The 24,024-nt window shown below is 67.9% G+C and carries 25 protein-coding genes and 1 tRNA gene; 12 read left to right on the forward strand and 14 right to left on the reverse strand.

The window, feature by feature from the left end:
• Window positions 1-93 precede the first annotated feature (93 nt).
• Window positions 94-2,814, forward strand: coding sequence for a bifunctional lysylphosphatidylglycerol flippase/synthetase MprF (gene mprF, locus EYR15_RS11980; RefSeq protein WP_131003775.1), 2,721 nt, complete (start codon window positions 94-96; stop codon window positions 2,812-2,814).
• The gene (locus tag EYR15_RS11985) at window positions 2,811-4,193 is read left to right on the forward strand and encodes an AcvB/VirJ family lysyl-phosphatidylglycerol hydrolase (RefSeq protein WP_131003776.1); all 1,383 of its coding nucleotides are present in this window, start codon (window positions 2,811-2,813) and stop codon (window positions 4,191-4,193) included. The genes mprF and EYR15_RS11985 overlap by 4 nt, the downstream gene beginning before the upstream one ends.
• A gap of 7 nt (window positions 4,194-4,200) precedes the next feature.
• Here the strand turns inward: EYR15_RS11985 and EYR15_RS11990 are convergent, their stop codons facing one another.
• Window positions 4,201-4,557 carry a type II toxin-antitoxin system PemK/MazF family toxin gene (locus tag EYR15_RS11990; RefSeq protein WP_131003777.1) on the reverse strand — a complete coding sequence of 119 codons (357 nt, stop codon included), beginning with the start codon at window positions 4,555-4,557 and terminating at the stop codon, window positions 4,201-4,203.
• Window positions 4,554-4,808 carry an antitoxin MazE family protein gene (locus tag EYR15_RS11995; protein ID WP_342635544.1) on the reverse strand — a complete coding sequence of 85 codons (255 nt, stop codon included), beginning with the start codon at window positions 4,806-4,808 and terminating at the stop codon, window positions 4,554-4,556. Before EYR15_RS11995 ends, EYR15_RS11990 begins: the two co-directional genes overlap by 4 nt.
• Before the next feature lie 127 nt (window positions 4,809-4,935).
• Between EYR15_RS11995 and EYR15_RS12000 the strand changes: the two genes are divergently transcribed.
• Window positions 4,936-5,973 (forward strand): alpha/beta hydrolase, encoded by a 1,038-nt coding sequence (locus EYR15_RS12000; RefSeq protein WP_131003778.1) that lies wholly within the window; start codon window positions 4,936-4,938, stop codon window positions 5,971-5,973.
• Between the two features lie 7 nt (window positions 5,974-5,980).
• The gene (locus EYR15_RS12005; RefSeq protein WP_131003779.1) at window positions 5,981-7,192 is read left to right on the forward strand and encodes an FAD-dependent oxidoreductase; all 1,212 of its coding nucleotides are present in this window, start codon (window positions 5,981-5,983) and stop codon (window positions 7,190-7,192) included.
• Here EYR15_RS12005 and EYR15_RS12010 read toward each other — a convergent pair.
• Complete coding sequence (locus tag EYR15_RS12010) at window positions 7,189-7,467, reverse strand: BolA family protein (RefSeq protein WP_131003780.1); 279 nt, start codon at window positions 7,465-7,467, stop codon at window positions 7,189-7,191. The genes EYR15_RS12005 and EYR15_RS12010 overlap by 4 nt on opposite strands.
• Window positions 7,468-7,624: 157 nt before the next feature.
• Between EYR15_RS12010 and EYR15_RS12015 the strand changes: the two genes are divergently transcribed.
• From EYR15_RS12015 to EYR15_RS12030, 4 genes are all read left to right on the forward strand, one after another.
• Window positions 7,625-8,266, forward strand: a complete 642-nt coding sequence (locus tag EYR15_RS12015; RefSeq protein WP_131003781.1) for a J domain-containing protein — start codon at window positions 7,625-7,627, stop codon at window positions 8,264-8,266.
• A gap of 70 nt (window positions 8,267-8,336) precedes the next feature.
• Window positions 8,337-9,335 (forward strand): cobaltochelatase subunit CobS, encoded by a 999-nt coding sequence (cobS, locus tag EYR15_RS12020; protein ID WP_131003782.1) that lies wholly within the window; start codon window positions 8,337-8,339, stop codon window positions 9,333-9,335.
• Window positions 9,336-9,345: 10 nt separating this feature from the next.
• On the forward strand, window positions 9,346-11,232 hold the full coding sequence (gene cobT / locus EYR15_RS12025; protein WP_131003783.1) for a cobaltochelatase subunit CobT: 1,887 nt from the start codon (window positions 9,346-9,348) through the stop codon (window positions 11,230-11,232).
• Window positions 11,229-12,215 carry an esterase-like activity of phytase family protein gene (locus tag EYR15_RS12030; RefSeq protein WP_131003784.1) on the forward strand — a complete coding sequence of 329 codons (987 nt, stop codon included), beginning with the start codon at window positions 11,229-11,231 and terminating at the stop codon, window positions 12,213-12,215. The genes cobT and EYR15_RS12030 overlap by 4 nt, the downstream gene beginning before the upstream one ends.
• Window positions 12,216-12,224: 9 nt before the next feature.
• Here the strand turns inward: EYR15_RS12030 and EYR15_RS12035 are convergent, their stop codons facing one another.
• The 4 genes from EYR15_RS12035 to EYR15_RS12050 form a co-directional block, all read right to left on the reverse strand.
• The gene (locus tag EYR15_RS12035) at window positions 12,225-12,776 is read right to left on the reverse strand and encodes a DUF3617 domain-containing protein (RefSeq protein ID WP_131003785.1); all 552 of its coding nucleotides are present in this window, start codon (window positions 12,774-12,776) and stop codon (window positions 12,225-12,227) included.
• 79 nt (window positions 12,777-12,855) lie between these two features.
• A complete protein-coding gene (locus EYR15_RS12040) occupies window positions 12,856-13,710 on the reverse strand; it encodes a Rossmann-fold NAD(P)-binding domain-containing protein (RefSeq protein WP_245498279.1) in 855 nt (284 codons plus the stop codon).
• Window positions 13,707-14,837 carry a tRNA epoxyqueuosine(34) reductase QueG gene (queG, locus tag EYR15_RS12045; RefSeq protein WP_131003787.1) on the reverse strand — a complete coding sequence of 377 codons (1,131 nt, stop codon included), beginning with the start codon at window positions 14,835-14,837 and terminating at the stop codon, window positions 13,707-13,709. Before queG ends, EYR15_RS12040 begins: the two co-directional genes overlap by 4 nt.
• A 37-nt stretch (window positions 14,838-14,874) precedes the next feature.
• Window positions 14,875-15,567, reverse strand: a complete 693-nt coding sequence (locus tag EYR15_RS12050) for a glutathione S-transferase family protein (protein ID WP_131003788.1) — start codon at window positions 15,565-15,567, stop codon at window positions 14,875-14,877.
• Window positions 15,568-15,728: 161 nt separating this feature from the next.
• Between EYR15_RS12050 and EYR15_RS12055 the strand changes: the two genes are divergently transcribed.
• The 4 genes from EYR15_RS12055 (at window position 15,729) to EYR15_RS12070 (ending at window position 18,567) form a co-directional block, all read left to right on the forward strand.
• Window positions 15,729-16,604, forward strand: a complete 876-nt coding sequence (locus EYR15_RS12055) for an undecaprenyl-diphosphate phosphatase (RefSeq protein WP_131003789.1) — start codon at window positions 15,729-15,731, stop codon at window positions 16,602-16,604.
• Between the two features lie 3 nt (window positions 16,605-16,607).
• Window positions 16,608-17,678, forward strand: a complete 1,071-nt coding sequence (locus tag EYR15_RS12060) for an ABC transporter ATP-binding protein (RefSeq protein ID WP_131003790.1) — start codon at window positions 16,608-16,610, stop codon at window positions 17,676-17,678.
• Between the two features lie 165 nt (window positions 17,679-17,843).
• Window positions 17,844-18,299 carry an Hsp20 family protein gene (locus EYR15_RS12065; protein WP_131003791.1) on the forward strand — a complete coding sequence of 152 codons (456 nt, stop codon included), beginning with the start codon at window positions 17,844-17,846 and terminating at the stop codon, window positions 18,297-18,299.
• Between the two features lie 4 nt (window positions 18,300-18,303).
• Window positions 18,304-18,567 (forward strand): BQ00720 family protein, encoded by a 264-nt coding sequence (locus EYR15_RS12070; RefSeq protein ID WP_131003792.1) that lies wholly within the window; start codon window positions 18,304-18,306, stop codon window positions 18,565-18,567.
• A gap of 37 nt (window positions 18,568-18,604) precedes the next feature.
• On the opposite strand, the gene ptsN is transcribed toward EYR15_RS12070, so the two are convergent.
• The 7 genes from ptsN to EYR15_RS12105 all read right to left on the reverse strand — a co-directional run bounded on the left by ptsN (window position 18,605) and on the right by EYR15_RS12105 (window position 23,962).
• Window positions 18,605-19,069, reverse strand: a complete 465-nt coding sequence (gene ptsN / locus EYR15_RS12075) for a PTS IIA-like nitrogen regulatory protein PtsN (RefSeq protein WP_131003793.1) — start codon at window positions 19,067-19,069, stop codon at window positions 18,605-18,607.
• 87 nt (window positions 19,070-19,156) lie between these two features.
• A complete protein-coding gene (gene hpf, locus EYR15_RS12080) occupies window positions 19,157-19,741 on the reverse strand; it encodes a ribosome hibernation-promoting factor, HPF/YfiA family (RefSeq protein WP_131003794.1) in 585 nt (194 codons plus the stop codon).
• Window positions 19,742-19,897: 156 nt separating this feature from the next.
• Entirely contained in the window at window positions 19,898-21,424 is a 1,527-nt protein-coding gene (rpoN, locus tag EYR15_RS12085; protein WP_131003795.1) for an RNA polymerase factor sigma-54, read from the reverse strand.
• A 131-nt stretch (window positions 21,425-21,555) separates the two neighbouring features.
• A complete protein-coding gene (lptB, locus tag EYR15_RS12090; RefSeq protein ID WP_131003796.1) occupies window positions 21,556-22,359 on the reverse strand; it encodes an LPS export ABC transporter ATP-binding protein in 804 nt (267 codons plus the stop codon).
• Between the two features lie 25 nt (window positions 22,360-22,384).
• Window positions 22,385-22,990: an LptA/OstA family protein gene (locus EYR15_RS12095; protein WP_131003797.1), complete on the reverse strand. Its 606-nt coding sequence runs from the start codon at window positions 22,988-22,990 to the stop codon at window positions 22,385-22,387.
• A 171-nt stretch (window positions 22,991-23,161) separates the two neighbouring features.
• Window positions 23,162-23,776 (reverse strand): ribonuclease D, encoded by a 615-nt coding sequence (locus EYR15_RS12100; RefSeq protein ID WP_131003798.1) that lies wholly within the window; start codon window positions 23,774-23,776, stop codon window positions 23,162-23,164.
• Window positions 23,777-23,877: 101 nt separating this feature from the next.
• Window positions 23,878-23,962: transfer RNA gene (locus EYR15_RS12105), tRNA-Leu, on the reverse strand.
• Window positions 23,963-24,024 lie beyond the last annotated feature (62 nt).

Raw genomic sequence — 24,024 nt, forward strand, 5'->3', positions numbered from 1 at the left:
ACCGCCCTATGTCCGCCGCGATCGTCCATTCATCTCCGCGCGCCTGGCGCCACGCGCCGGCGGCTCTCTCCTCGGCTTCCTTTTACGGCTGAAATGTCCTCAACGACCGACAGGGCGCGAGACGCCGAAACGCCGGACCAGACGGTCGCGCCACCGCTGGCGCCGGATTGCGTCGCCGACGGACATCCGGAGGTGACTTTCCCGCGCCTCCGCGCTTTCGCCGCGAGAGCGCCGTGGCGCACGATCGGCGCGCTCTGCTCGCTCGCTCTGTTCGGCGCGGTGCTGTTCGTGCTGCACAAGCTGGTGCAGGAGGTCGACATCGCGGACGTGCGGGCCGCCGTCGCCGAGACGCCCTGGCGGACGCTCGGGATCGCGCTCACCGCCACCGCCGCGAGCTATGTCGCGCTCACCGGCTATGACTGGTTCGGTATCGTCCACATCAAGCGCCGCGAGATCGGCTACCCGACGGCGGCGCTCGCCTCGTTCACGGGCTACGCGCTCTCCTACACGATCGGCTTCCAGCTCGTGGTCGCCGGCGCGGTGCGCTACCGGATCTACGCCGGCGCCGGCCTCGGCGCGGCGGAGGTCGCGGCCGTCACCGCAATCTCAGCGCTGACGCTGTGGCTCGGCATCTTCTTCACGCTGGCGCTCGGCCTCGTCACGGAAGCGCCCGACGTCTCCCGGCTCGACGGGCTGCCGCCCGAAGTGAACATGGCCATCGGCTTCGCGATCATCGCGGCGCTGATCGGTTATGTCGTCTGGATCGGCCGCCGCGAACGCGCGGTCACGGTCGAGGGCTACCGGCTCGCGCTTCCCGGCGTGAAGTCGACCGCGGCGCAGATCGTGATCGGGCTCGTCGACATGCTGGGCGCAGCCTTTGCGCTCTGGATCCTGCTGCCGGCGGACGCGGTCATCGCTTTCCCGACCTTTGCGGCGCTGTTCGTCGTCGCCATGACGCTCGGGATGCTCAGCCACGCGCCGGGCGGCGCGGGCGTGATCGAGGCGACAGTGCTGCTCGCGCTGCCCGACCTGGAGCCGGATGCGGTGCTCGCGAGCCTGCTGCTCTGGCGGGTGGTCTATTACCTGATCCCGTTCACCCTCGCGCTCGCCTTGCTCGGAGGCTCGGAACTCGCGCGGCGGAAGGGGCGCTTCAGCCGCCTCGGCGTGCTGCTCGCCGCCATCATGCGGCCGGTCGCGCCGATCGTGCTGTCGTCCGCCGTGTTCGCCGGCGGCATCGTGTTGCTGTTTTCCGGGGCCCTGCCGGCGGAGACGGATCGGCTGCGCGTGCTCCGCCACGTCGTTCCGCTGCCTTTCGTCGAGGCTTCGCATCTGCTGGCGAGCGTCGTCGGCGTGGTGCTGCTCGTGGTGGCCCATGGTTTGATGCGGCGGCTCGATAGCGCCTACCGCGTCGCGCAAATCCTGCTCACGGCGGGGCTGATCTTCTCGCTCGCCAAGGGCGTCGATTTCGAGGAGGCCGCGGTGCTCGGCGTGGTGCTGGCGCTGCTGACGGTGAACCGGCGCGCTTTCTACCGCCGCGCCTCGCTGTGGGACCAGGATCTGGCGCCCGCCTGGCTGGCGGCGGTCGCGATCGTGCTCGCAGGCTCGATCTGGCTCGGGTTCTTCGCCTATCAGGACGTCGACTACTCCAGTGATCTCTGGTGGAACTTCGCCTATCGCAGCGACGCCCCGCGCTTCCTGCGGGCGAGCCTCGCGGCCTGCGTCGCGGCCCTCGCGATCGGGCTGCACGCGCTTCTCCACCGCCACAAACGGCCGCAGGCGCAGGCGCCGGAAGCCGCGGGGCGGCTGGAGGCCGTGGTCGCGACCTCGCGACGGGCGGATTCCAATCTCGCCTTCCTCGGCGACAAGCGCTTCCTGTTCGCGGAAGCGGGCGACGCCTTCATCATGTACCAGGTTCAGGGTCGCAGCTGGGTCGCGATGGGCGACCCGGTGGGGGCGCCGGAACGCACCTCCGAACTGCTCTGGGCTTTCCGGGAGATGGCCGACCAGCATGGCGGCTGGCCGGTGTTCTACCAGGCGAGCGTCGCCCGGCTTCCGACCTATCTCGACCTCGGCCTGTCGCTGCTGAAGCTCGGCGAGGAGGCGCGCGTCGACCTGACGGCCTTCACGCTCGAGGGCAAGGCCGGCTACGAGTGGCGTTACGTCGATCGCAAGGCGACCAAGGAGAGTATCGAGGTCGACATCGTGCCGGCGGCCGACGCCGTGGCGCTCTACCCTCAGCTTAAGGCCGTCTCGGACGCCTGGATGGCGAACAAGAAGAATGGCGAAAAGGGCTTTTCGCTCGGTTTCTGGTCGGAGGCCTATCTCCGCCATTTCGACATGGCGGTGGTCCGCCACGCCGGCCGCATCGTCGGCTTCGCCAACATGTGGTACGGCGCTGACAAGGAAGAGGCGACGGTCGACCTGATGCGCTACGCCCCCGACGCGCCGAAGGGCGTGATGGACGCGCTGTTCGTGAGGCTGATGCTGAAGGCCAAGGGCGAAGGCTACCGTTGGTTCAATCTCGGCATGGCGCCGCTTTCCGGCCTCGCCGACCATCCGCTCGGGCCGACATGGAACCGGATCGGCGCCTTCCTGTTCCGCTACGGCGACAACTTCTACAATTTCGAGGGTCTGCGGACCTACAAATCCAAGTTCCAGCCGAGCTGGGAGCCGCGCTATCTCGCTTGTCCCGGAGGCTGGGTGCTGCCGCAGATCCTGATCGACATCACCGTCCTGATCGGCGGGGCGCCGAAGCGCGCAGGCGCCGCAATCCCCGCGCCGGAAGCGCCCACGCTCGCGGGGTCGGCGGCGTGAAGCGGCTCGCGGCCCTTGTCCTCGCTATCGCGGCCTTGGCGGGCCCAGCGACGGCCGCGCAGGACTTTCGGCGCACGATCGTCTCCAACGAGGCGATCAAGGACGTGCCGGTGATCGCGCCCCAGGGCGAGCCGAAGGCGATCGTCGCGCTGATCTCCGACGCCGACGGCTGGACGCCTACCCGTGACGCCGAGGCCGCCGCGCTCGCCAACGAAGGCGCCATGGTCATCGAGATCGACATGAAGCGCTACATCGCCGCTTCGATCGCAACCCCGGACCAGGACTGCGTGTTCTTCTCCGGCGACATCGAGGATTTCGCCCGGCTCGCCGGCAAGACGTTCGATCTCAAGACCTACCGCTTGCCCGTCCTGCTCGGCGTCGGGGCCGGCGGCGACCTCGCTTACGCCATGCTGGCCCAAGCGCCCGCCAACATGTTTTCCGGCGCGGTCTCGGCCCCCTTCACCGGCCGCCTCGCTTATCCCAAGCCGCTCTGCGACGGCCCGAAATCGACCCGGCAGGACGGCGGCGACCTCGTGCTCGGCGACGACCCGCCGGAGCCGCTGCAGGGCGAGTGGCGGATCATGACCGCCGGCGCCGCGCCCCAGACGATTAAGGACTTCGCTGACAAGCTCGACGCCGACGTTGTCGAGCAGCCGGCCGGCGCCGATCTCGCCGCGCCTGCGCGCGACGCGGCCTTCGACATCGGCGGCGGTGACGCGGACGCGGTGAACGCGCTGCCGCTCGTCACCTACGAGCCCAAGACCGACACCCCAAAGGGACTGGTCGTCTTCTACGCCGGCGATGGCGGCTGGCGGGATCTCGACAAGACGGTCGCAGGCTACATGCAGCAGGAGGGCTACGGCGTCGTCGGCATCGACACGCTGCGCTACTTCTGGAACGAGAAGAGCCCGCGTGAGCTCGGCGACGACCTCGAGGCGATCGTCGCCCGCTATGGGACGCAGTGGAAGACGAAGCGCCTGCTGCTCGCGGGTTACTCCTTCGGCGCCGACGTGATCCCCTTCGCTTGGGGGCACATCTCCCGCCAGGTGCGCTCGCAGGTTCAGCTGATGGCCCTGCTCGGCCTGTCCAAGACGGCCGATTTCGAAGTCAGCGTTTCCGGCTGGCTCGGCGTCGGATCGGGCGAGCACGACGTCCTCAAGCCCGCAAGCCAGCTGCCGATGGACAAGGTGGTCTGCGTCTACGGCAAGGAGGAGCTCGAGGATTCCGACAACGACGTCGCCTGCTCGACCGATTCGATCGCGCCGCAGGCCCGCATGGAGCTCCCCGGCGGCCACCATTACGACGAGAACTACGAAGCCCTCGCCCGCCGCATCGACGGCGAGTTCGAGAAGCGCCAGGGATTGGTGACGGGGAAGTAAGTTCGCCTTATTCGCTTTTTTCGTGCGTGGACACCGGCGCCGCGAGCCCGAAGAAAATCAGCATGGCTTCACCGAGTCGGCGCATGTCCTTGTCGCTTAGCCGACCGATTCTTTGTCGAAGTTTCGTCCGCGGCAGAGTCGTAATCTTGTCGATCATCAACGCGCTTTCAGCGGAGAGCCCGTTCCCATCGCTCGGCATTATTAGGGGGCGCAAAAGTGGCCCCCCTCCTGTCCAACTCGTCAATGCACAGATCGTGATCGATTCCGTGGCCTCAAAGGCGTCATCCTGGACTATCACCGAAGGACGCGGCTTCCCCGCATAGTCAGCCCCGCCTGCCGCCGTCCAGACTTCGCCACGCTTCACCTCCCGTTCTCTTCGGTCCAAGGGTCGATCGAGAGCGAATCGATGAAAGCTTGGTCCTCCGCCTCCTGGGGACTGTTAGCCACCGCAAGCGATTGCCGTCTGGCTTCCGCTAAGAATTCTGGCGAGCGGACGTCCGGCACCCAGAATTGAACGAGCTTCATCCCTTGGGCGCGTCGTCGCGCCCGAAGCTGCTGCATCCTTTCACGTGAGGACTTCAAAGCAGGGCGCCCCGTCATCGTTCGTGCCCTCATCGCGTCACACGTGACACTATACGGCTGCGCCCGGCAGCCGCAAACACCTCGATCGACGCCGCCACACTTTCCGCCGCGTGATGAAGAGCCACTTCTAAGGCTCGACCAGCCGAAGGGGCACGCCTCTATGATCGATCAGACGCCTCCCACAATCGGGGAACGGCTTGCGCGGATCATCGGCGCGGTGTCGCGCGATCCGGCGGCGCGGGCGGATTTCGAGATGAGCCGCCTGCTCGACGAGCTCAAGGGTCTTGGCGCCGAGCTCGTCGAGGATCTGACGCCGGAGGAAGCCCGCCGGCAGCCGAGCCTCGCCGACGCCGCGCGCTCATTGCTCGCGAAGGCCGGCGGGACCCCGGACGATCTTGGCGTCACGACCGAGGATTTGACTTATCGCGGCGCTGAAGGCGACCTGCCCGCCCGCCTCTACAGGCCGCGCGACGCCGCCGGGCCGCTGCCGACGCTGCTCTATTTCCACGGCGGCGGTTTCGTCTATGGCGATTTCGACGCCTATGACGGCGGCCCGCGCGCCATGGCCGCGAAGGCCGACTGCCTCGTCGTCTCGGCGCATTACCGGCTCGCGCCGGAGCACAAGTTCCCGGCGGCCCACGATGACGCGGCCGCGGCATGGGACTGGCTGATCGGCGCCGCCGCAGCGTTCGGCGGCGACGGGACGCGCTTTGCCGTGATGGGCGAGAGCGCCGGCGCCAATCTCGCGGCGCATGTCTCGATCTCCGCGCGAGACCGCGGTCTGAGGCCGCCCGCCCGGCAGGCGCTGGTCTATCCCATCGCAGGCAGCGACCTTTCGACCGAGTCCTACCGGCTCAATGCGGACGCGCGGCCGCTCGGCAAGGAGCTGATGCTCTGGATCTTCGGCCACGCGCTGCTGTCCCCCGCCGAGCGCTTCGATCCGCGGATCGACCTCGTGAACTCGAACGCCCTCGCAGGCCTGCCGCCGACGACGATCGTCACCGCCGACATCGATCCGCTACGCTCCGAGGGGCTCGCCCTCGCTGAAAAGCTGGAGACCGCCGGCGTCGCGGTGGAAACGCTCGATTATGCCGGCGTCACCCACGGCTTCTTCGGGCTGACAGACGTCGTCGGCCATGCGCGCGAGGCGCAGGACGCCGTCGGGCGCAGCCTCAAAGCCGCCTTCGGGCAGGGCTGAACGGCTTATGCCCGCGACCATCAGGACGGCGGTCGCGATCGTGGGCGGAGGGCCTGCGGGCCTGATGCTCGGCCTTCTCCTCGCCCGCGCCGGCGTTGAGACGATCGTGCTGGAGAAGCACGCCGACTTTCTGCGCGACTTCCGAGGCGACACGATCCATCCGTCGACGCTCGCCGCGCTCGACGATATCGGCCTTCTCGATCGTTTCTTGGCGATCCCGCATGAGAAGGTCGAAACGCTGACGGGCTTCGTCGAAGACGAGCCGTTCATGATCGCCGATTTCCGCCATCTGCCGACGCGCTGCCGCTTCATCGCGATGACGCCGCAGTGGAATTTCCTCGATCTTCTGGCCGCGGAGGCGGAGCGCCATTCCTGCTTCCGGTTGCTCCGCCAGGCGGAGGGAGTTTCACTGCTGAGGAAGAAGGGCCGCGTCTCGGGCGTCGTCGCCAAGACGCCGGACGGCGCAATCGAGATCGAGGCGGAGCTCGTCGTCGGCTGCGACGGACGGCGCTCGATGGTGCGCGAGCAGGCGGGCCTCGAACGGATCGAGATCGGCGCGCCGATGGACGTCATGTGGTTCCGCATGTCGCGGAAGGAGAGCGATGGAGACGCGACCGCGGGACGGTTTAGCGCCGGCGCGATCATGGTCGCGATCAACCGCGGCGATTACTGGCAGTGCGCCTATGTCGTGCCCAAGGGCGGAGCCGACGAGGAGAGGGCAAAGGGGATCGCCGCCTTCCGCTCGACCGTCGCTCGGCTCGCGCCTTTCGCCGCCGACCGTACGGCCGAGATCGCGGACTGGGAGCAGGTGAGCCTGCTGACGGTTGCGGTCGACCGGCTGACGCGATGGCACGCTCCCGGCGTGCTCTGCATCGGCGACGCCGCCCACGCCATGTCGCCGGTGGGCGGGGTCGGCGTGAACCTCGCCGTGCAGGACGCCATCGCGACCGCGAACCTGATCGCGCGGCCGCTCCGGGACGGCCGCTTGACCGAGGCCGATCTCGCGCGCGTCCAGGCGCGCCGCGCATGGCCGACGAAGCTGACGCAGGCCCTTCAGGTGATGGTGCAGAACCGGGTGATCGCGCCGACGCTTCGCCGACAGGGGAAGCTTTCGCCGCCGCTTGCTCTAAAAGCGCTCAGAACTTTCCCCGTGCTCGCCCGGCTGCCGGCCCGCGTCGTCGGCATGGGGTTTCGCCCGGAGCGTCCCGCCCCGCTTTAAGGCCGGCCGGGCTCTTCCGGCGCGCGGGCGTCGATCGCGAGCGCGTGGATCGGACCGGCGAGTTCGCTCGCGAGCAGGGCATTGACCCGCCGGTGCCGGTCGATCCGGCTCATGCCTGAAAAAGCGGCCGAGACGACGCGGACCCGGAAATGCGTTTCGCCTTCGGGCCGCGCGCCGGCATGGCCGGCGTGGAGATGGCTCTCGTCGACGATCTCCAGCCGCTCGGGCGCGAGCGCTTCGGCAAGCGTCTGTTCGATCCTGTCGCGCACGCTCATCTTAACCCTCTGTTAACTCCGAAGCGGCGCGTATGAACCGCCCCTTGTTCCTCACGTCGGCGCGTTCCGGCCGGCCGTCAACCCTCTTCCGGCGAAGGCCGGTTTGCGACGAGGCGCGCTTGTTCGTGTGCGCCCCGGCGCCCATAATGGCCGCGTGATGAAACTCGATAGTCCCTGGTTCGACCGCATCCGCGTTTCGCGGGCCTCCCCCGCCGAGAAGCGACCGGAGCCGAAGGCGGCGACGTGCGACCACCCCGGCTGCCGCGCGCCCGGCGCTCATCGCGCGCCCAAGGGCCGCGACCGCGAGAACGAGTACTGGCGCTTCTGCCTCGAGCACGTGCGTCAGTACAACCAGTCCTACAACTTCTTCTCCGGCATGTCGGACGAGGCTCTGCGCGCCTATGAGAAGGATGCGCATGTCGGCCACCGTCCGACCTGGAGCATGGGACGCAACGGCTCGGCGACCCCGGACGAGCGCAAGAAGAACCACAGCGCCAAGGGCGCGCGCCGCGGCTGGGCCAGCGACTTCGTCTTCGAAGACGCTTTCCGCATGTTCAACGAGGACGGCAGTCCGCGGGAGAAGCCGGAACCCGAGCGCGAGCTCAAGAAGGTCGAGCGCAAGTCGCTGGAAGCGCTCAATCTCGGCGCCTCGGCCGGCCCGGACGAGATCAAGGCGCGCTACAAGGAGCTCGTGAAGCGGCTGCATCCCGACGCCAATGGGGGTGACCGCAGCACCGAGGACAAATTGCGCGAGATCATCCAAGCCTATAACTATCTGCGATCCGCCGGCTTCTGCTGATCGTTAGACCTCAAGTCCACGCGCGCCATCTCCTCGCGCGGGTCGACGAACGCCCCGGCCGGGAGGCCCCATGACCGCACTGATAGACGCACCGTCCGCCGATAGCCTCCTGCCCGACATGAAGGTGTCGGTCCGGCAGTTGTTCGGCATCGACAGCGATCTTGAGGTTCCGGCCTTCGGCGAGGCGCACGGCGCGGTGCCCGACCTCGATCCCGATTATCTGTTCGACCACGACACGACGCTCGCGATCCTCGCAGGCTTTGCGAAGAACCGCCGCGTCATGGTCACGGGCTATCACGGCACTGGCAAATCGACCCATATCGAGCAGGTCGCCGCCAGGCTGAACTGGCCCTGCGTGCGCGTGAACCTCGACAGCCATGTCAGCCGCATCGACCTGATCGGCAAGGACGCCATCGTCCTCAAGGAAGGCAAGCAGGTCACCGAATTCCGTGACGGCATCCTGCCCTGGGCGCTGCAGAACAACGTCGCGCTGGTGTTCGACGAATACGACGCCGGACGGCCGGACGTGATGTTCGTCATCCAGCGCGTGCTGGAGGTCTCCGGCAAGCTCACTTTGCTCGACCAGAAGCGGGTGCTGCGCCCCCACCCCGCCTTCCGCCTGTTCGCGACGGCGAACACGGTCGGCCTCGGCGACACCTCGGGCCTCTATCACGGCACGCAGCAGATCAATCAGGGCCAGATGGACCGCTGGTCCATCGTCACCACGCTGAACTATCTCGCGCATGACAGGGAGGTCGACATCGTGCTCGCGAAGTCGCCCAGCCATCGCGACAGCCCGACCGGCCGCGATACCGTGTCGAAGATGGTCAGGCTCGCCGACCTCACCCGCCAGGCCTTCATCAACGGCGACCTGTCGACCGTGATGAGCCCGCGCACCGTCATTACCTGGGCGGAGAACGCGGACATCTTCGGCGATCTCGGCTTCGCCTTCCGCCTGACCTTCCTGAACAAATGCGACGAGCTCGAGCGTTCACTCGTCGCCGAATTCTACCAGCGCTGCTTCGGCAAGGAGCTGCCGGAAAGCGCGGTCAACGTCGCGATGAGCTGACGGGGACCCGTTGATCTCCAACCGCAAGCCAGGCGAAAAGCCCGCCCCGCCCTCCGAGCCGCTGAAGCGGGCGGTGGCGGGCTGCTTGCGCGCGATTTCCGGCAACCCTGATGTCGAGGTGACCTTCGCGTCCGAGCGGCCGGCGCTGGTCGGGCCGAAGGCGCGCTTGCCGGAGCCGCCGCGCCGCCTGTCCGCCGAAGACGTCTCGATCCTGCGCGGCTACGCGGATTCCATGGCGCTCCGCCTCGCCTGCCATGACGCCGCGACTCACTCCAAGCTCGCGCCGCAGGGCGCAGAGGCGCGCGCGGTGTTCGACGCGGTCGAGCAGGCCCGCGTGGAGGCGATCGGCTCTCGGCGTATGACCGGCTCGGCCGCCAATCTCTCCGCCATGCTCGAGGACCGCTATCATCGCGGCCCCTACGCCGAGATCACCGACCGGGCCGACGCGCCGTTGCAGGATGCCGTCTCGCTCATGGTCCGGGAGCGGCTGACCGGCCAGAAGCCGCCGGAGGCCGCCCGCAAGCTCGTGGAGCTCTGGCGGCCGTGGATCGAGGAGAAGGCTGGCAAGAACCTCGCGCGGCTCGATCAGGTGCTCGAAAACCAGAACGCCTACGCCCGCACGATCCGTGACCTCCTGACCTCGCTCGACATGGGCGAGGAGCTGTCCTCCGACCGCGAACGCAACGAAGAGGACGGCGAGAACGAGGGCCAGGATCCCCCGCCGCAGGAGGGCGAGGCCGCCGACGCTCCGCAGGAAGAGAGCGACGGCGCCGATCAGGCGGAGTCCGAGGCTTCCGCCGAGCATGACGAGGACGCCGAGCAGATGGAGGCGGCGGACGCGCCGCCGACGGACAGCCCGGACGACGAGGAGCTCGGCGAGGCCGAAGAGGCGACCGAGCCGTGGCGTCCGAAGGACGAGCCCCGCGCCGAGCGAGAGCGTCCGGACTACGTCGCCTTCACCACCAAGTTCGACGAGGAGGCGCTAGCCGAGGAGCTCTGTGACCCTGAAGAGCTCGCGCGCCTGCGATCCTATCTCGACAAACAGCTCTCGGCCCTTCAGGGCGTGGTCGGCCGGCTCGCAAACCGCCTGCAGCGCCGCCTGCTCGCGCAGCAGAGCCGCGCCTGGGATTTCGACCTCGAGGAAGGCATGCTCGATCCTGCGCGCCTGTCCCGCGTCGTGATCGATCCGATGAGCGCGCTCACTTTCATGCGCGAGCGCGATACCGACTTCCGCGATACGGTCGTCACCCTGCTGCTCGACAATTCCGGTTCTATGCGCGGCCGTCCGATCACGGTCGCGGCGACCTGCGCGGACATCCTGGCCCGGACGCTTGAGCGCTGCGGCGTCAAGGTCGAGATCCTCGGCTTCACCACCCGCGCCTGGAAGGGCGGCCAGGCGCGCGAGCAATGGCTGGCCGCGGGCAAGCCGATGGGCCCCGGCCGGCTGAACGACCTTCGCCACATCATCTACAAGGCTGCCGACGCGCCCTGGCGGCGGACCCGGCGCAACCTCGGCCTGATGATGCGCGAGGGGCTGCTCAAGGAGAACATCGACGGCGAGGCGTTGGTCTGGGCGCATGAGCGCCTGCTGCGCCGGCCCGAGCAGCGCCGCATCCTGATGGTGATCTCCGACGGCGCGCCGGTCGATGATTCCACGCTGTCGGTGAATGTCGGCAACTATCTCGAGAAGCATCTGCGCCGCGTCATCGCCGAGATCGAGACGCGCTCTCCCGTCGAGCTGATCGCGATCGGCATCGGCCACGACGTCACCCGTTACTACAAGCGCGCCGTCACCATCGTCGACGCCGAGGAGCTCGGCGGCGTGATGACCGAAAAGCTCGCCGAACTGTTTGACGAGACTCCGGCGGCGGCGCCCAAGCGACACGCCAGAGCGTGATCCGACGCCTCGCCTGCTTGATCGCGTTGGCGCTCGTCTTCGGCCAGTCCGCCGAGGCCGCAGAGCCGGATGCTATCGAGGTCTCCTCCACGCCGATCGACCGCTTCGACCCCGCTACGCCGATCGGCGCGCCTTACGGGAAGCTGGTCTTTCTCGGCGGTCTTCAGCTCCGGTCGTCCGATCCCGATTTCGGCGGCCTTTCGGGCCTGCGCATCTCCGCGGACGGATCCGATTTCACGGCGATCAGCGACCGCGGAAACTGGTTCCGGGGCAAGCTCATTTATGACGGCTCGCGCCCAGCGGCGCTGACGAACGTCACCCGCGCGCCGACGCCCGGACGCGATGGCCAGCCTCTGCCCGGCCGCCGTGGCTTCGACACCGAGAGCCTGGAAATCCAGGGGCGGGTCGCGTGGACCGCAGCCGAACGCGTGAACTGGCTGATACGCTATCCGCTCGGATCCGACGGCCGACCCACAGGGCGCGGGACGCTCGTGCCGCTCCCCGGTGCCGCCGCCCGTGCGCCGGTGGGGACCGGCTACGAGGCGATCGCCGCCTTGGCGACCGGTGGCGTCGTGCTCGTCGCCGAGAGGTTCCTCGACGAGGAAGGCGACAATCGAGGCTTCGTGGCGGGGGTGGACAAACCTTTCGCCTTCGCGGTGCGCCGGACGGACGATTTCTCGCCGACGGACATGGTGCGGCTGCCGGACGACGGCTTCGTCCTGCTCGAACGGCGCTGGCGACCGCCTTTCTCTCTCTCCGTGCGCATTCGCCTCCTTGCGGCCGCGGACATCCGCCCCGGCGCCCGCATCGACGGTCCGACGCTGATGCAGGCGACGCTGTCCCAGCAGATCGACAATTTCGAAGGGATCTCGGCGCACCACGCGCCCGACGGACGCACCGTGCTGACGCTGGTCTCCGACGACAACTTTTCGGTGTTCCAGCGCACCCTGCTGATGCAGTTCGCGCTGGGACCGGATCGCTAAACCCGCCGATTACTCGATCTTCGGCGCCGGCATGTCGCGGACATTGATCACCTTGCCGCCGCCAAGATCGATATCGCCGGGCTTGTAGCCGGATTTGCACTCGCCGACGCGCTTGGCCTGGATCGTCGTTTCCTGCGAGGTCGGGCCGGCCGGGGCGACCTTGTCGAAGTTGCCTGGCGAGTCCCGCTGACCTTCCATCGTGACCTTGGTCTTCATCGTGTAGGCGGCGTCGAAGTCGCCGGTGACGACGGTGTGCGAGGTCGACTTCATCTCGCCGAGGGCGCACTCGCTCTCGAGGATGATGGAGTCGCCCTCCTTTGTCTGATCCTGGCGCGAGCACATGGTCGAAGCCATGCCGCCGAACCGCTCGTTCAGCAGCTTGTCCGTCTCGTCGTTGAGGCACATCGTGATGATCTGCGGCGGCATCGCGGCCGTGTCGACCGAGATGCTCATGTCCCACTGACCGGGCTTGCGCGGCGGAAGGTGGAAGCCCTGCGCCGCGAGGAGCGCGCTCGACGCCGCGATCAGCGGCAGAGCGAGGATGATTGCCTTCGAACGCATGGACTTCTTCCCTTGAGACGTCTTGTTTTGGCGATCCAGACCACGCCGCGCGCAAAGCCGCAAGCGCCTGGGCTCCGCGTCACCGGACGAGCGCCGCGATCCCTTCCCTATACGTCGGATAGGCTAGGCGGACGCCGAGCCCCTCGCGCAGCAGGCGGTTCCTGACGCGCTTGTTCGACGAATAGAAGCTGCGCGCCATCGGCGTAAGCTCCGCCGTCTCGAACGCCACCTCCGGCGGCGGCTCGACCCCGATGAGGCCGGCGGCATAGGTCACGACGTCCTGCGGCGGCGCCGGTTCGTCGTCGGCGACGTTCACGATCGGCCCAACGCCGCTGCGCTCGATCCCCGCCGCGATCGCCGCGGCGATGTCATCGACATGGATGCGGTTGAACACCTGGCCGGACTTCACCAGACGCTTAGCGGTTCCTCCCTTGAGGTTCTCGATCTGGTTGCGGCCGGGGCCGTAGATGCCCGCCAGCCGAAAGACCTGCACGGCGACGCCCTTATCCGCGCCGAACGCCAGCCAGTCGCGCTCGACCTCGATCCGGCGCCGGCCTCGCTCGCTGTCGGCCTCTGGGAGCGTCGTCTCGTCGACCCAGGCGCCGCCGGTGTCGGCGTAGACGCCGATCGTCGAGAGATAGCCGATCCAGGCGAGGTTGTTCGCTTGGGCCAGCGCCGCGCCCGCGCCGCGCAACGTGGGATCGCCGCGATCATCCGGCGGCGCCGAGACCAGGACATGGGTCGCCTCGGCGATCGCGGCCGCGAGGCCGTCGTCGGCCGGACCGCCGTCGAATACGTGGCGCGTGACGCCTTCGAGCTTGGCGGCGGCGTCGGCAGAACGCGCGGTCGCGTCGACCGCGTCGAACTCCGCGCCGTGAAGCTCCACGAAGCGCCGGCCGGTATAGCCGCAGCCGATCACGACAAGCCGTCTCACGCGGGCTCCAGAGCCGTCGCCGCGCGCCATTCGTCGCGGACCGAGGCCTCCGTTTCCGTCGAAGCGGCGTCTTCGGCAAGGGCCGAGACTGTCGCAGGCGCGAGCCTCGAAAGCGCCCAGACCGCCGCCCCGCGCACCAGCGCCGAGCTGTCGCGCGTCAGCCGCTCGGCATGAACGGCCATTGCGGGAACGCCGGAATTACCGATCGCGAGCGCGACGTTGCGCAGGAAGCGATCTCGGCCGATGCGCTTGATCGGCGATTTCGCGAACAGCGCGCGGAAATCGGCGTCGTTCAGCCCGGCGAGCTCGGCCAGCGCTGGCGCGCGGAGAGCCTCTCTCGCGGAAAGCCGCATCTCCCGCCCCTCCTGAGCGAACTTGTTCCACGGACAGGCGGCGAGACAGTCGTCGCAGCCATAGATCCGCGAGCCGATCGCCTCGCGGAACTCCTGCGGGATCGGCCCGGCATGCTCGATCGTGAGGTAGGAGATGCAGCGCCTTGCATCGAGCCGGTACGGCGCGGGGAAGGCGTCGGTCGGGCAGGCGTCGAGGCAGGCGCGGCACGACCCGCAGGACCCGACCGCCGGCTCGTCGATCGGCAGCTCCGCCGTCGTGAAGATCGCTCCGAGGAACAGCCAGGAGCCGAACTCGCGCGACAGCAGATTGGTGTGTTTGCCCTGCCAGCCCAGTCCCGCAGCCTCGGCCAGCGGCTTCTCCATCACCGGCGCGGTGTCGACGAACACCTTGGCTTGCGCGCCCATGCTCGCGAGCGCGCCGGCGACCTGCTTCAGCCGGCCCTTGATGACCTCGTGATAGTCGTCCCCGCGGGCATAGACCGAGATCGCCCCGCGTTCGCGCCGCTGAAGAACGGCGCGGGGATCCTCGTCGGGGCCGTAATTCATGCCGAGCATGACGACCGAGCGCGCCTCCGGCCACAGCGCGGACGGATCGCCGCGCCATTCCGCGCGATCGGAGAGCCATCGCATCGTGCCGTGATGGCCGTCGGCGAGCGCCTGCGCCAGCCGCGGAGCGGCCTGCGGGATGCCGCCGGGCGTGGTGACGCCGAACGCGTCGAAGCCGAGGGATCTGGCGCGCGCTTCCAGCGCGGAGCGAAGGGCGACCGGCGTCATCGACCCCGCCCGTCATCCTGAACGCGACGGCCGTCGTTCAGAAATCGAGATCCGCGTAATGCGGGGCGGCCGCCGTGCCGGGCACGGTCTCCGCGAGCAGCGGGCGGAACGAGGGGCGCGATTTCACCCGCGCGTACCAGTTCCTCGCATTCTCGTCCTCGTCCCACGGCACGTCGCCCAGATAGTCCACCACCGAGAAATGCGCGGCTGCGGCGAGGTCGGCGTAGCTCAGCCGATCGCCCGCAAGCCATTTCCGCTGCCGGATGAGATAGCCGACATATTTCAGATGATAGCGGATGTTGGCGCGCCCTGCGCGGATCGCGGCCATCTCCGGCGCGCCGCCGCCGAGATTGCTCGGCATGAAGCGCTTGTAAATCTTCTCCGTGACGAGGTGGCTCGACACCTCGTCGAAGAACTTGCGATTGAACCAGTCGGTCAGCCGCCTCGTCTCGACGCGCTCGCGCGGGCTCTCCGGCAGAAGGCGGCGATCGCCCAATGCCAGGCCGCGGGTCTCGTCGAGATATTCCGCGATTACATCCGCGCCCGGCACCGAGGGCATGCTCGCCTCGACCAGAACAGGCGTCGTGCCGGCGGGATTCAGCGCGAGAAACGGCGCGCGCCGCTCCCAGACCTTCTCTTCGACGAGGTCGGCTTCGAGGCCATATTCGCTCATCACGAGCCGCACGAAGCGCGAATGCGGGCAAAGCGGATGATGGTACAGAATCGCCATGTGTCGCCGAAAGGTCGCGCGGGCGGGTAAAGCTGATGGATCGCGCGGTGGGCCCGCCGGCGCCCCGTTTGGTCGCGTGGCGCGGCGCAGGCGCCCCGTATAGAACCGGCTCGTCCGCGCGACAACTCCAGAATCGCCCGCGCGCCTACGGGAACAACGCCATGGATGTCGTAAACGTGCTCGAAGCCGCCGTGCTCGGGGTGGTCGAGGGACTGACCGAGTTCCTCCCGGTCTCCTCGACCGGCCATATCCTGCTTCTCGGTCATTTCCTCGGCTTCGAATCGACCGGCAAGACCTTCGAGGTGGTGATCCAGCTGGGCGCCATCCTCGCCATCCTCGCGGTCTATGCCGGCCGGCTGACGTCGGTCGCGACGCGGCTGCCGCACGACCCGCAGGCGCGGCGCTTCGTGCTCGGCGTGCTCATCGCCTTCCTTCCCGCGGCCGTCATCGGCGCGGCCCTCCACGGCTTCATCAAGAACGTCCTGTTCGAGAGCCCGGCGACCATCTGCATCGCGCTGATCGTCGGCGGCGTGGTTCTGCTGCTCGTCGACCGCGCCTACAGGCCGCAGGTCGAATCGACCAAGCCGGTGCGCGGACCGGTCGCCGGCCTCGGCGAAGGCTCGAAGCCCCGCGGCGTGATCTACGACGACGCGATGCGCTTCCCGCTCTTGATGTGCCTGATCGTCGGCCTGTGCCAGTGCTTGGCGCTTATCCCCGGCGTCTCGCGCTCGGGCTCCACCATCGTCGCCGCGCTGCTGCTCGGCTCCAGCAAGAGAGCGGCGGCGGAGTTCTCGTTCTTCCTCGCGATCCCGACCATGTCCGGCGCCTTCGCCTACGATCTCTACAAGAACCGCGCCGTGCTCAATTTCGACGACGGGGCGCTGATTGCGATCGGCTTCGTCTGCGCCTTCATTACCGCGCTGATCGTGGTGCGCTACGTGCTCGACTTCATCTCGCAGCACGGTTTTGCGGTGTTCGCCTGGTGGCGGATGATCATCGGCGCGCTCGGCCTCGTCGCGCTGTTCGCGGTCGGCTGAGGCATGGCCGCGATCACGCTGACCTCCGTCACGTTCGAAAAGGCCCGCGCGCGGATCGTCGACGACGTCTCGCTCGCGATCCCGGACGGCGCGATCTGCGTGATCACAGGGCCGACCGGCGCGGGAAAATCGACGCTGCTCAAGCTCGTCGCGGGCCAGCTTCCGCTGACGAGCGGCGAGATCGAGATCGGCGAGGCGGCCCGCCAATCCTGGCGGATCGGTCGCGACGATATCGCCGAGCTGATCGACCCGACCGCCCTCCCCGCGCGAGGCAATCTCTATGATGCGATCACGGGCGGCCTGCGGGCGCGTGGACTGAAGCGCAAGGCGGCGCAGGAGGATGCGCTGAAGGGCGCCGATGCGGTCGGCATCGGCGCGCTCATGTCGCGCAGGATCGCTTCGGCATCGAGCGGCGAGCGCGCGCTTGCGGCCTTCTCCCGCGCCTATGCCCGCCCGCCCCGCGCTCTGCTGCTGGACGAGCCATTCGCGGGACTGCCGCCGGCGCGGCGGACCGCGCTCCGGCGCGAGCTTCGCCGCCTCCAGCGGGAGAGCGGCGTCACGACAATTCTTGCCACTCAGGACACGGAGGATGCGCTGGCGCTCGGCGATCTGCTGGCGGTTATGGACGCTGGACGCATCCTGAGTTCGGGCTCCGCTGAGACGATCTACGATCACCCGGCGGACATCGTCGTCGCCCGCCTGTTCGGCGCGCCGCCGATGAACCTGCTGCCGGTCCGCGCCAACCAGACGGGCTTGTCGCTCGAGGACGGCACCAATCTCGGCGGGACGAGCGTCATGACGAAGGCGACCTTCGCCTGGCTCGGTGTGCGCCCGGAAGACCTCTTCGTGCTGCCAGAGGGCAGCCTGTCGCCGGGCGGCGCCAAGTTCCCGGTCACAGTCGAGGAGGTCGAGCGCGCGAACGGCTCCTTCCTTGTGCATGGCCACGTCGGCCCGCATCCGGTGGTCGCGCGCCTCGCGGAGAGGCCCTCCGTCGAGGTCGGCGGACGATTGATGCTGGGCGCGCGCGCGGAGCGCCTGCACATGTTCGACGCGGAAACCGGCGCGAGGCTCTGACGTCCCTGTCCGCTCGCTTGAAACCTTAGTCCACAAAAACCATTTGAGTGATCGACCGGAGAGGTTCCGGTCAAGGATCGGCATCCGTCAAAAGATGAAGATCCGCGCGGAGCGCTTTGTTTACGAGGCTCCGTCAAAGTCGCTTCCTGAGCGAGGACTTTGAAGATGTCGCGTCTCACTGGTCTGCAGAGCCCGTTTCTGCTTGGCTTCGATGGTCTCGAGCGAGCGCTCGACCGCGCCTCCAAAAGCGCGGACGGCTATCCGCCCTACAATATCGAGCGTCTTGCTCCGTTGGAGGGCGAGCCCGAGCGGCTAAGGATCACCTTGGCCGTGGCAGGCTTCAGCCAGGATCAGATCGAGGTCACCCTCGAGAAGAACGAGCTGGTGATCCGCGGACGCCCGCCGCAGGAGCGCGAGGACAAGGTCTATCTCCACCGCGGGATCGCGGCGCGGCAGTTTGTCCGCGCCTTCGTTTTGGCGGAGGGAATGGAGGTCCTCGGCGCGGATCTTGCGACGGGTCTTCTCGTCGTCGATCTCGCGCGTCCGGAACCGAAGCGATCAGTACAGCGTATCGCAATCAGCGCTCGCGACGAGAGCCGCCGCATCGCGGAGAAGGAGTGAAGTCATGATCGAAGGAATGACGAGCGCCCGCAATCCCTTGAGCCCCGCCGAATTCGCGGCGATCGGCGACGGCCACATCGCTTACGTGAAGCCGATCCTCTCTGAGGAGCTGAACGCGCTCTTTCCGCAGGCGCCCGAACTCGAGCCCGGCTTGAGCCTCTTCGCCCTTCTCGGCGCTGATGGTCTGCCCATCGTCGTGGCGGACACCCGTGAAGCGCTCATCGAAAGCGCCAGAGAACATGAGCTGGTGACGGTCAGCGTCCACTAAACCGGTCGGGCGCCTCGCGAGGGGCGCCCGTACGCCGTCAGGCCGCGTCCGTCGCGGCGATATGCGTGAGCAAAGCGTGGAGCGCCCCGGCGTCGCGCGACGCCCGCAGTTTTTGGGCGGTTATCGGATCCCGAAGCACGCGCGCGACCCGCGCCAGCGCCTTGAGGTGATCCGCTCCCGCAGTCTCCGGCGCAAGCAGCAGGAAAGCGAGATCGACAGGCTCGCCGTCGAGCGCGTCATAATCGATCGGCCGCTCGAGCCGCGCGAACAATCCGAACAGACGGTCGAACTTCGGCAGCTTGCCGTGCGGAATCGCGATGCCGGCCCCGACCCCGGTCGAGCCCAAGCGCTCGCGCTGCAGCAGCGTGTCGAATACCTCCCGCTCGGGCAGGCCCGTGAGTTCCGCGGCCTTGGCCGCGAGTTCCTGCAGGACCTGCTTCTTCGAGTTCGCCTTCAGCGCCGGCATGACGGCGTTCGGCGCGATGAGATCGCTCAGCGGCATCGGGTCTCACAAGCCTCCGTCCGGCGGAGAAGGACGGCGTCGGGCTCCGGGTGAACCCGCGCGCCCCGCGCCGGACGATCCAAGCGTTCAGTGGTCCGCGGAGCCATTCGCAGGCGCCGCCGGATCGATCCATCCCACATTGCCGTCGCCGCGTCGGTAAACGACGTTCACGCGGCCATGGCTCGCATGCCGGAACACCACGACGGGCGCGCCCGTCAGGTCAAGCTCCATCACCGCGAAACCCACAGTCATGCGGCGCAGCGGCTTGGTGGATTCAGCGACGATCACAGGGCTCCAGCCGCTCTCCTCCTCGACCTCGTCGTCAGGCGTTTCGAACACGACGTAAGACGACGGATCGCCCACGTCGGAATCGGCCTGATGATGATCGCGCAGCCGGTTCTTGTAGCGCTTGAGGCGCGTCTCGATCCGGGCCGCGGCCTGGTCGAAGCTCGCATAGGCGTCAGCCGCCGCGCCGGCCGAGTGCAGCACGATGCCGCTGTCGAGGTGCAGGGCGCATTCCGTGCGAAAGCCGCCGCCGTCACGCTCGACCGTGACATGGCCGGAGAACCCACCGCCGAAATATTTGGTCATCGCGTCGGAGATGCGATCTTCGACCTGTCCCCGAAGCGCCTCGCCAAGATCGAGGTTCTTCCCGGAAACCCGTAAGGTCATGAAGTTCCGCTCCGTTCAACGTTACGCTGCGACGGAAACTGGTCCGCGGCGGGCGTCGGACCAGCAGTAAGATCGGAGGGCGCCCAAGTCAATGAACCCTCGCAGCGGCGGGCCGTCCGATTTAAGCTATTGATATAAAAGGTTTATCCTCGACGATCAGGTCGTTGCGGCCATGCCCTTCTTTTCCCGCCGGCGCTGCACGGAGGACGGAATCCGCAGGCTCTCGCGGTACTTGGCGACGGTGCGCCGGGCGATCTCGACCCCGCCGCCATGCAGCAGCTTCACGATCGTGTCGTCAGACAGCACGTCGTCGGGGCTCTCGGCGTCGATCATGATCCGGATGCGGTGGCGGACAGCCTCAGCGGAATGCGCGTCGCCGCCGTCGGCATTGGCGATCGAGGCGGTAAAGAAGTATTTGAGTTCGAACACGCCCCGAGGCGTCGCGATGTATTTGTTCGCGGTCACCCGAGAGACGGTGGATTCGTGCATCCCGATCGCGTCCGCGATCATCCTGAGATTGAGCGGCCTGAGATGCGCGACGCCGTAGGTCAGGAAACCGTCCTGCTGGCGCACGATCTCGGTCGCGACCTTGAGGATGGTGCGCGCGCGCTGCTCTAGGCTGCGCGTCAGCCAGTTCGCCGTCTGCAGGCATTCCGTGAGGAAGGTCTTCTCGACCTCGTTCTTCGCGGTGCGCACGACGCGCGCGTAATAGGACTGGTTGACCAGCACCCGCGGCAGCGAGTCGGCGATCAGCTCCACAAGCCATGAACCGTCGGAGGCCGCGCGCACCGATACGTCCGGCACGACCGGTTGCACCAGTTCCGAGCCGAAGGCGTGGCCGGGCTTTGGATCGAGCGCCCGCAGCTCCGCCAGCATGTCGGCGAGATCCTCGTCGTCGACGCCGCAGATCCGCTTCAGCGCGGCGAAGTCCCGCCGCGCGGCGAGGTCGAGATTCTCGACCAGCGTCCTCATCGCCGGATCGAACCGGTCGCGCTCGCGGAGCTGGATCGCGAGGCATTCGGCGAGCGTGCGGGCGGCGATACCCGTGGGCTCGAAGGTCTGCACGATCCCAAGCACCCGCTCGACGTCCTCGATCGACGACCCCAAGCGCTCGGAGATCGTCTCCAGCGGCTCGCGGATATAGCCGGCGGCGTCGACGAGGTCGACGAGGTGGAGGCCGATCAGCCGGTCGGCCGGATCGGCGACGGCGATAGCGAGCTGGCGTTCGAGATGGTCGCCGAGCGTCGCGCGCTCCGCGACATAGGCCTCGATGTCGCCGCCCTCCCCCGAGAACGCGCCGCCGACGCCAAGCCCCGACCAGTCGCCGGGCTCCGCCGCCGCGGCCTTGGGAAGTTCAGCCGCCGGCGCGGCGTCGTCCGGGAAGACGTTGCCAAAATCGGCGTCGAGCCGATCCATCGTGAGCTGCGGCGCCTCGGCCTGGGTCGGCCCGTCCCAGCCGTCCGCCGCGGCGGTGCGGCTTTCCGGCGCCGCCGGCTCGGCGGTCTCGGAGCGCTGCTCCGACGGCTCGATCCGCTCGAGCAGCGGGTTCTGCTCGAGCTCCTTGTCGACATAGGCGGCGAGATCGAGGCTCGACAGCTGCAGCAGCTTGATCGCCTGCATCAGCTGCGGCGTCATCACCAGCGATTGAGCTTGGCGCAGCGCGAGCTTGGGGATCAGGGCCATGGGGCGGTAAGCTCCAGCGCGGCAACCATTTCGCCCGAAGCGATCCGGTCCGCGCCGCAATGGTCGACGCGCCAACCTTGAACGAAGGCCGGTGGGCCGATTCTTGCATAAGGAACCGGTCCCAGTCTCCTTTAAAGCCGAAATTCTTCCCCAAGGTAAAGACGGCGAACGTCCGGGCTGTCGACGATCTCCTCCGGGGCGCCCTCCATCAGCACGCCGCCGCCGTGGATGATGTAGGCACGGTCGATCAAGCCGAGCGTTTCGCGGACATTGTGGTCGGTGATCAGCACGCCGATGCCGCGATTGGTGAGATGGCGGACCAGCGACTGGATGTCGCCGACGGCGATCGGGTCGATGCCGGCGAAGGGCTCGTCGAGCAGCATGAAGGCGGGCCGGCTCGCAAGCGCGCGAGCGATCTCGGCGCGCCGCCGCTCGCCGCCGGACAGCGCGATGGCGGGGGACTTACGGATGCCCCCGAGGCCGAATTCGTCGAGCAGGGCGTCAAGATCGTGCGTCCGGCGCGTACGGTCGGGCTCGACGACCTCGAGCACGGCGCGGATGTTGTCCTCGACCGTCATGCCGCGGAAGATCGACGCTTCCTGCGGCAGATAGCCGACGCCGAGCCGCGCGCGCTTGTGCATCGGCAGCCGCGTCACGTCCGCGCCGTCGAGCTCGATCCGGCCACGGTCTGCCGGCACGAGGCCGGTGATCATGTAGAACACAGTCGTCTTGCCGGCGCCGTTCGGCCCGAGAAGCCCGACGGCCTCGCCGCGCTTCACGGTCAGGCTGACGTCCTTCACGACGGAGCGCGCGCCGTAGCTCTTCGCGAGGTTGCGCGCGACAAGCGACCCTCCCGCATCGGCGCCGGCGAAGGCGAAATCGTGCGCGGCTTCAGGCCTCGCGCCGCGGCCGGCGCGTCGGATCAGGTTTTTCACGCGTCTACGCCCGGGACGGAGAGGTTCAGCGGGCGTTCGCCTGCTGGCGGGGCTTGAAGATGCCCTGGACGCGGCCGGCCGCCCCGCTCTCGACGCGCGAGGTCTGCGTGGTCAGGTCGACATGCAGTCGGTCGCCGCGGATCACATTGTCGTTCTGGCTGACGACCACGCCGCCGAACAGCTCCGCGGTGTTCGCCTGCGTGTCGAACACGCCGCGCTGCCCGGTCGCTTTCTGGTCGTTCTGGGTCACGACGACGTCGCCCTCGGCCTCCATGCGCTTGATCTCGCGGCCACTCTCGGGGGTCGCAGCAGCGCCCGGCGCTTTGGTTTCGCCCTGCTTCACCGGCGCCGCGGCGGCCGGCCGATCCGACTTGTTGTAGTAGTAGATCGTCAGCTTGCGGCTCTTCAGCGTCGACACGCCCTGCGTCATCAGGACGTTGCCCGTGAAGATCGCGGCCTGCTGCTGGTCGCGCACCTCGAGATTGTCGGCCTCGATGTTGGTCGGCTCGTCCGAGCGGGTCGAGAACCCTGAAAAGGCCGACGTCACAGACGTCTGCGGCTGCTGTTTCTGTTGGGCGGAGGCTGGGGCGGCGAACGCCAGCACGGCCAGAACGGCGATCGTCACTCTCATCGGCGCCTCCCTCGGGCGGAAGTCTTCTCGTCCGGCCAACCCGCCACCACGAAAACGGATGACGCCGGCCCGGCGATCAAGAAGCGCCGGCGGCCGCCTGCAAGCTAAGCATTCTCGCAACCGTCGCAAAGGGGATCGACCCCCCGTGTTCTTCATGAAGGTGAAGACGGCTCAGGCGTGGGCGAAAATGTCGTTGTCCGCCCAGCCCGCGAGATCGAGCGCGGCGCGGACCGGCACGAAGGCGAAGCAGGCGTCGGCGAAGGCGGAGCGGCCCTCGCGCGCCAGCATCGCGTCGAGCTTCGCCTTCATGGCGTGGAGGTAGAGCACGTCGCTCGAGGCGTAAGCGAGCTGGGCCTCGGAGAGCTCGTCCGCGCCCCAGTCGGAGGATTGCTGCTGCTTGGAGACCTCGACGCCGAGCAACTCGCGCGCGAGCTCCTTCAGGCCGTGCCGGTCGGTGTAGGTGCGCACCAGCTTGGAGGCGATCTTGGTGCAGTAGACCGGCTCGGTCATCACGCCGAAGGCCTTGTAGAGGGCGGCGACGTCGAAGCGGGCGAAGTGGAACAGCTTCAGCACCGAACGGTCGCGCAGCACCTTTTCGAGATTCGGCGCGCGGGTCTGCCCGAGCTCGATCTTCACGAGGTCGGCCGAGCCGTCGCCGGTCGAGATCTGCACGAGGCACAGACGATCGCGCTGCGGATTGAGGCCGAGCGTCTCGGTGTCGATCGCAACCGATGCTCCTGACTCGAAATCGTCGGGGAGATCGCCGCGGTGAAGCCGGATGGTCAAAACGCGCCTCGATTGCGTCGGAGGGAGCAGGCCGGGAGAAAAAGGCCCTAGAAAGCGATCGGGGCTCCGCGAGGATCACTCACGAAGCCCCGGCGCATAGATGGTGCCCAGGAGAGGACTCGAACCTCCACGGTGTTACCCACACGGACCTGAACCGTGCGCGTCTACCAGTTCCGCCACCTGGGCTCGCCGCGGGTCTTATGGGTGGGGGCGCCCCCTGTCAATGGCGGGTTGAGCGCTTTACCCTC

This window comes from Hansschlegelia quercus, assembly GCF_004310425.1.
In the GTDB taxonomy this organism is placed as follows: Bacteria; Pseudomonadota; Alphaproteobacteria; order Rhizobiales; family Methylopilaceae; genus Methylopila; species Methylopila quercus.

Coding starts and splice junctions, on each gene's coding strand:
- mprF (WP_131003775.1), top strand. CDS start 94: ATGTCCTCAACGACCGACAGGGCGCGAGACGCCGAAACGCCGGACCAG.
- EYR15_RS11995 (WP_342635544.1), bottom strand. CDS start 4,808: ATGAGGGCACGAACGATGACGGGGCGCCCTGCTTTGAAGTCCTCACGT.
- EYR15_RS12000 (WP_131003778.1), top strand. CDS start 4,936: ATGATCGATCAGACGCCTCCCACAATCGGGGAACGGCTTGCGCGGATC.
- EYR15_RS12005 (WP_131003779.1), top strand. CDS start 5,981: ATGCCCGCGACCATCAGGACGGCGGTCGCGATCGTGGGCGGAGGGCCT.
- EYR15_RS12010 (WP_131003780.1), bottom strand. CDS start 7,467: ATGAGCGTGCGCGACAGGATCGAACAGACGCTTGCCGAAGCGCTCGCG.
- EYR15_RS12015 (WP_131003781.1), top strand. CDS start 7,625: ATGAAACTCGATAGTCCCTGGTTCGACCGCATCCGCGTTTCGCGGGCC.
- cobS (WP_131003782.1), top strand. CDS start 8,337: ATGACCGCACTGATAGACGCACCGTCCGCCGATAGCCTCCTGCCCGAC.
- EYR15_RS12035 (WP_131003785.1), bottom strand. CDS start 12,776: ATGCGTTCGAAGGCAATCATCCTCGCTCTGCCGCTGATCGCGGCGTCG.
- queG (WP_131003787.1), bottom strand. CDS start 14,837: ATGACGCCGGTCGCCCTTCGCTCCGCGCTGGAAGCGCGCGCCAGATCC.
- EYR15_RS12050 (WP_131003788.1), bottom strand. CDS start 15,567: ATGGCGATTCTGTACCATCATCCGCTTTGCCCGCATTCGCGCTTCGTG.
- EYR15_RS12055 (WP_131003789.1), top strand. CDS start 15,729: ATGGATGTCGTAAACGTGCTCGAAGCCGCCGTGCTCGGGGTGGTCGAG.
- EYR15_RS12060 (WP_131003790.1), top strand. CDS start 16,608: ATGGCCGCGATCACGCTGACCTCCGTCACGTTCGAAAAGGCCCGCGCG.
- EYR15_RS12065 (WP_131003791.1), top strand. CDS start 17,844: ATGTCGCGTCTCACTGGTCTGCAGAGCCCGTTTCTGCTTGGCTTCGAT.
- EYR15_RS12070 (WP_131003792.1), top strand. CDS start 18,304: ATGATCGAAGGAATGACGAGCGCCCGCAATCCCTTGAGCCCCGCCGAA.
- ptsN (WP_131003793.1), bottom strand. CDS start 19,069: ATGCCGCTGAGCGATCTCATCGCGCCGAACGCCGTCATGCCGGCGCTG.
- hpf (WP_131003794.1), bottom strand. CDS start 19,741: ATGACCTTACGGGTTTCCGGGAAGAACCTCGATCTTGGCGAGGCGCTT.
- rpoN (WP_131003795.1), bottom strand. CDS start 21,424: ATGGCCCTGATCCCCAAGCTCGCGCTGCGCCAAGCTCAATCGCTGGTG.
- EYR15_RS12095 (WP_131003797.1), bottom strand. CDS start 22,990: ATGAGAGTGACGATCGCCGTTCTGGCCGTGCTGGCGTTCGCCGCCCCA.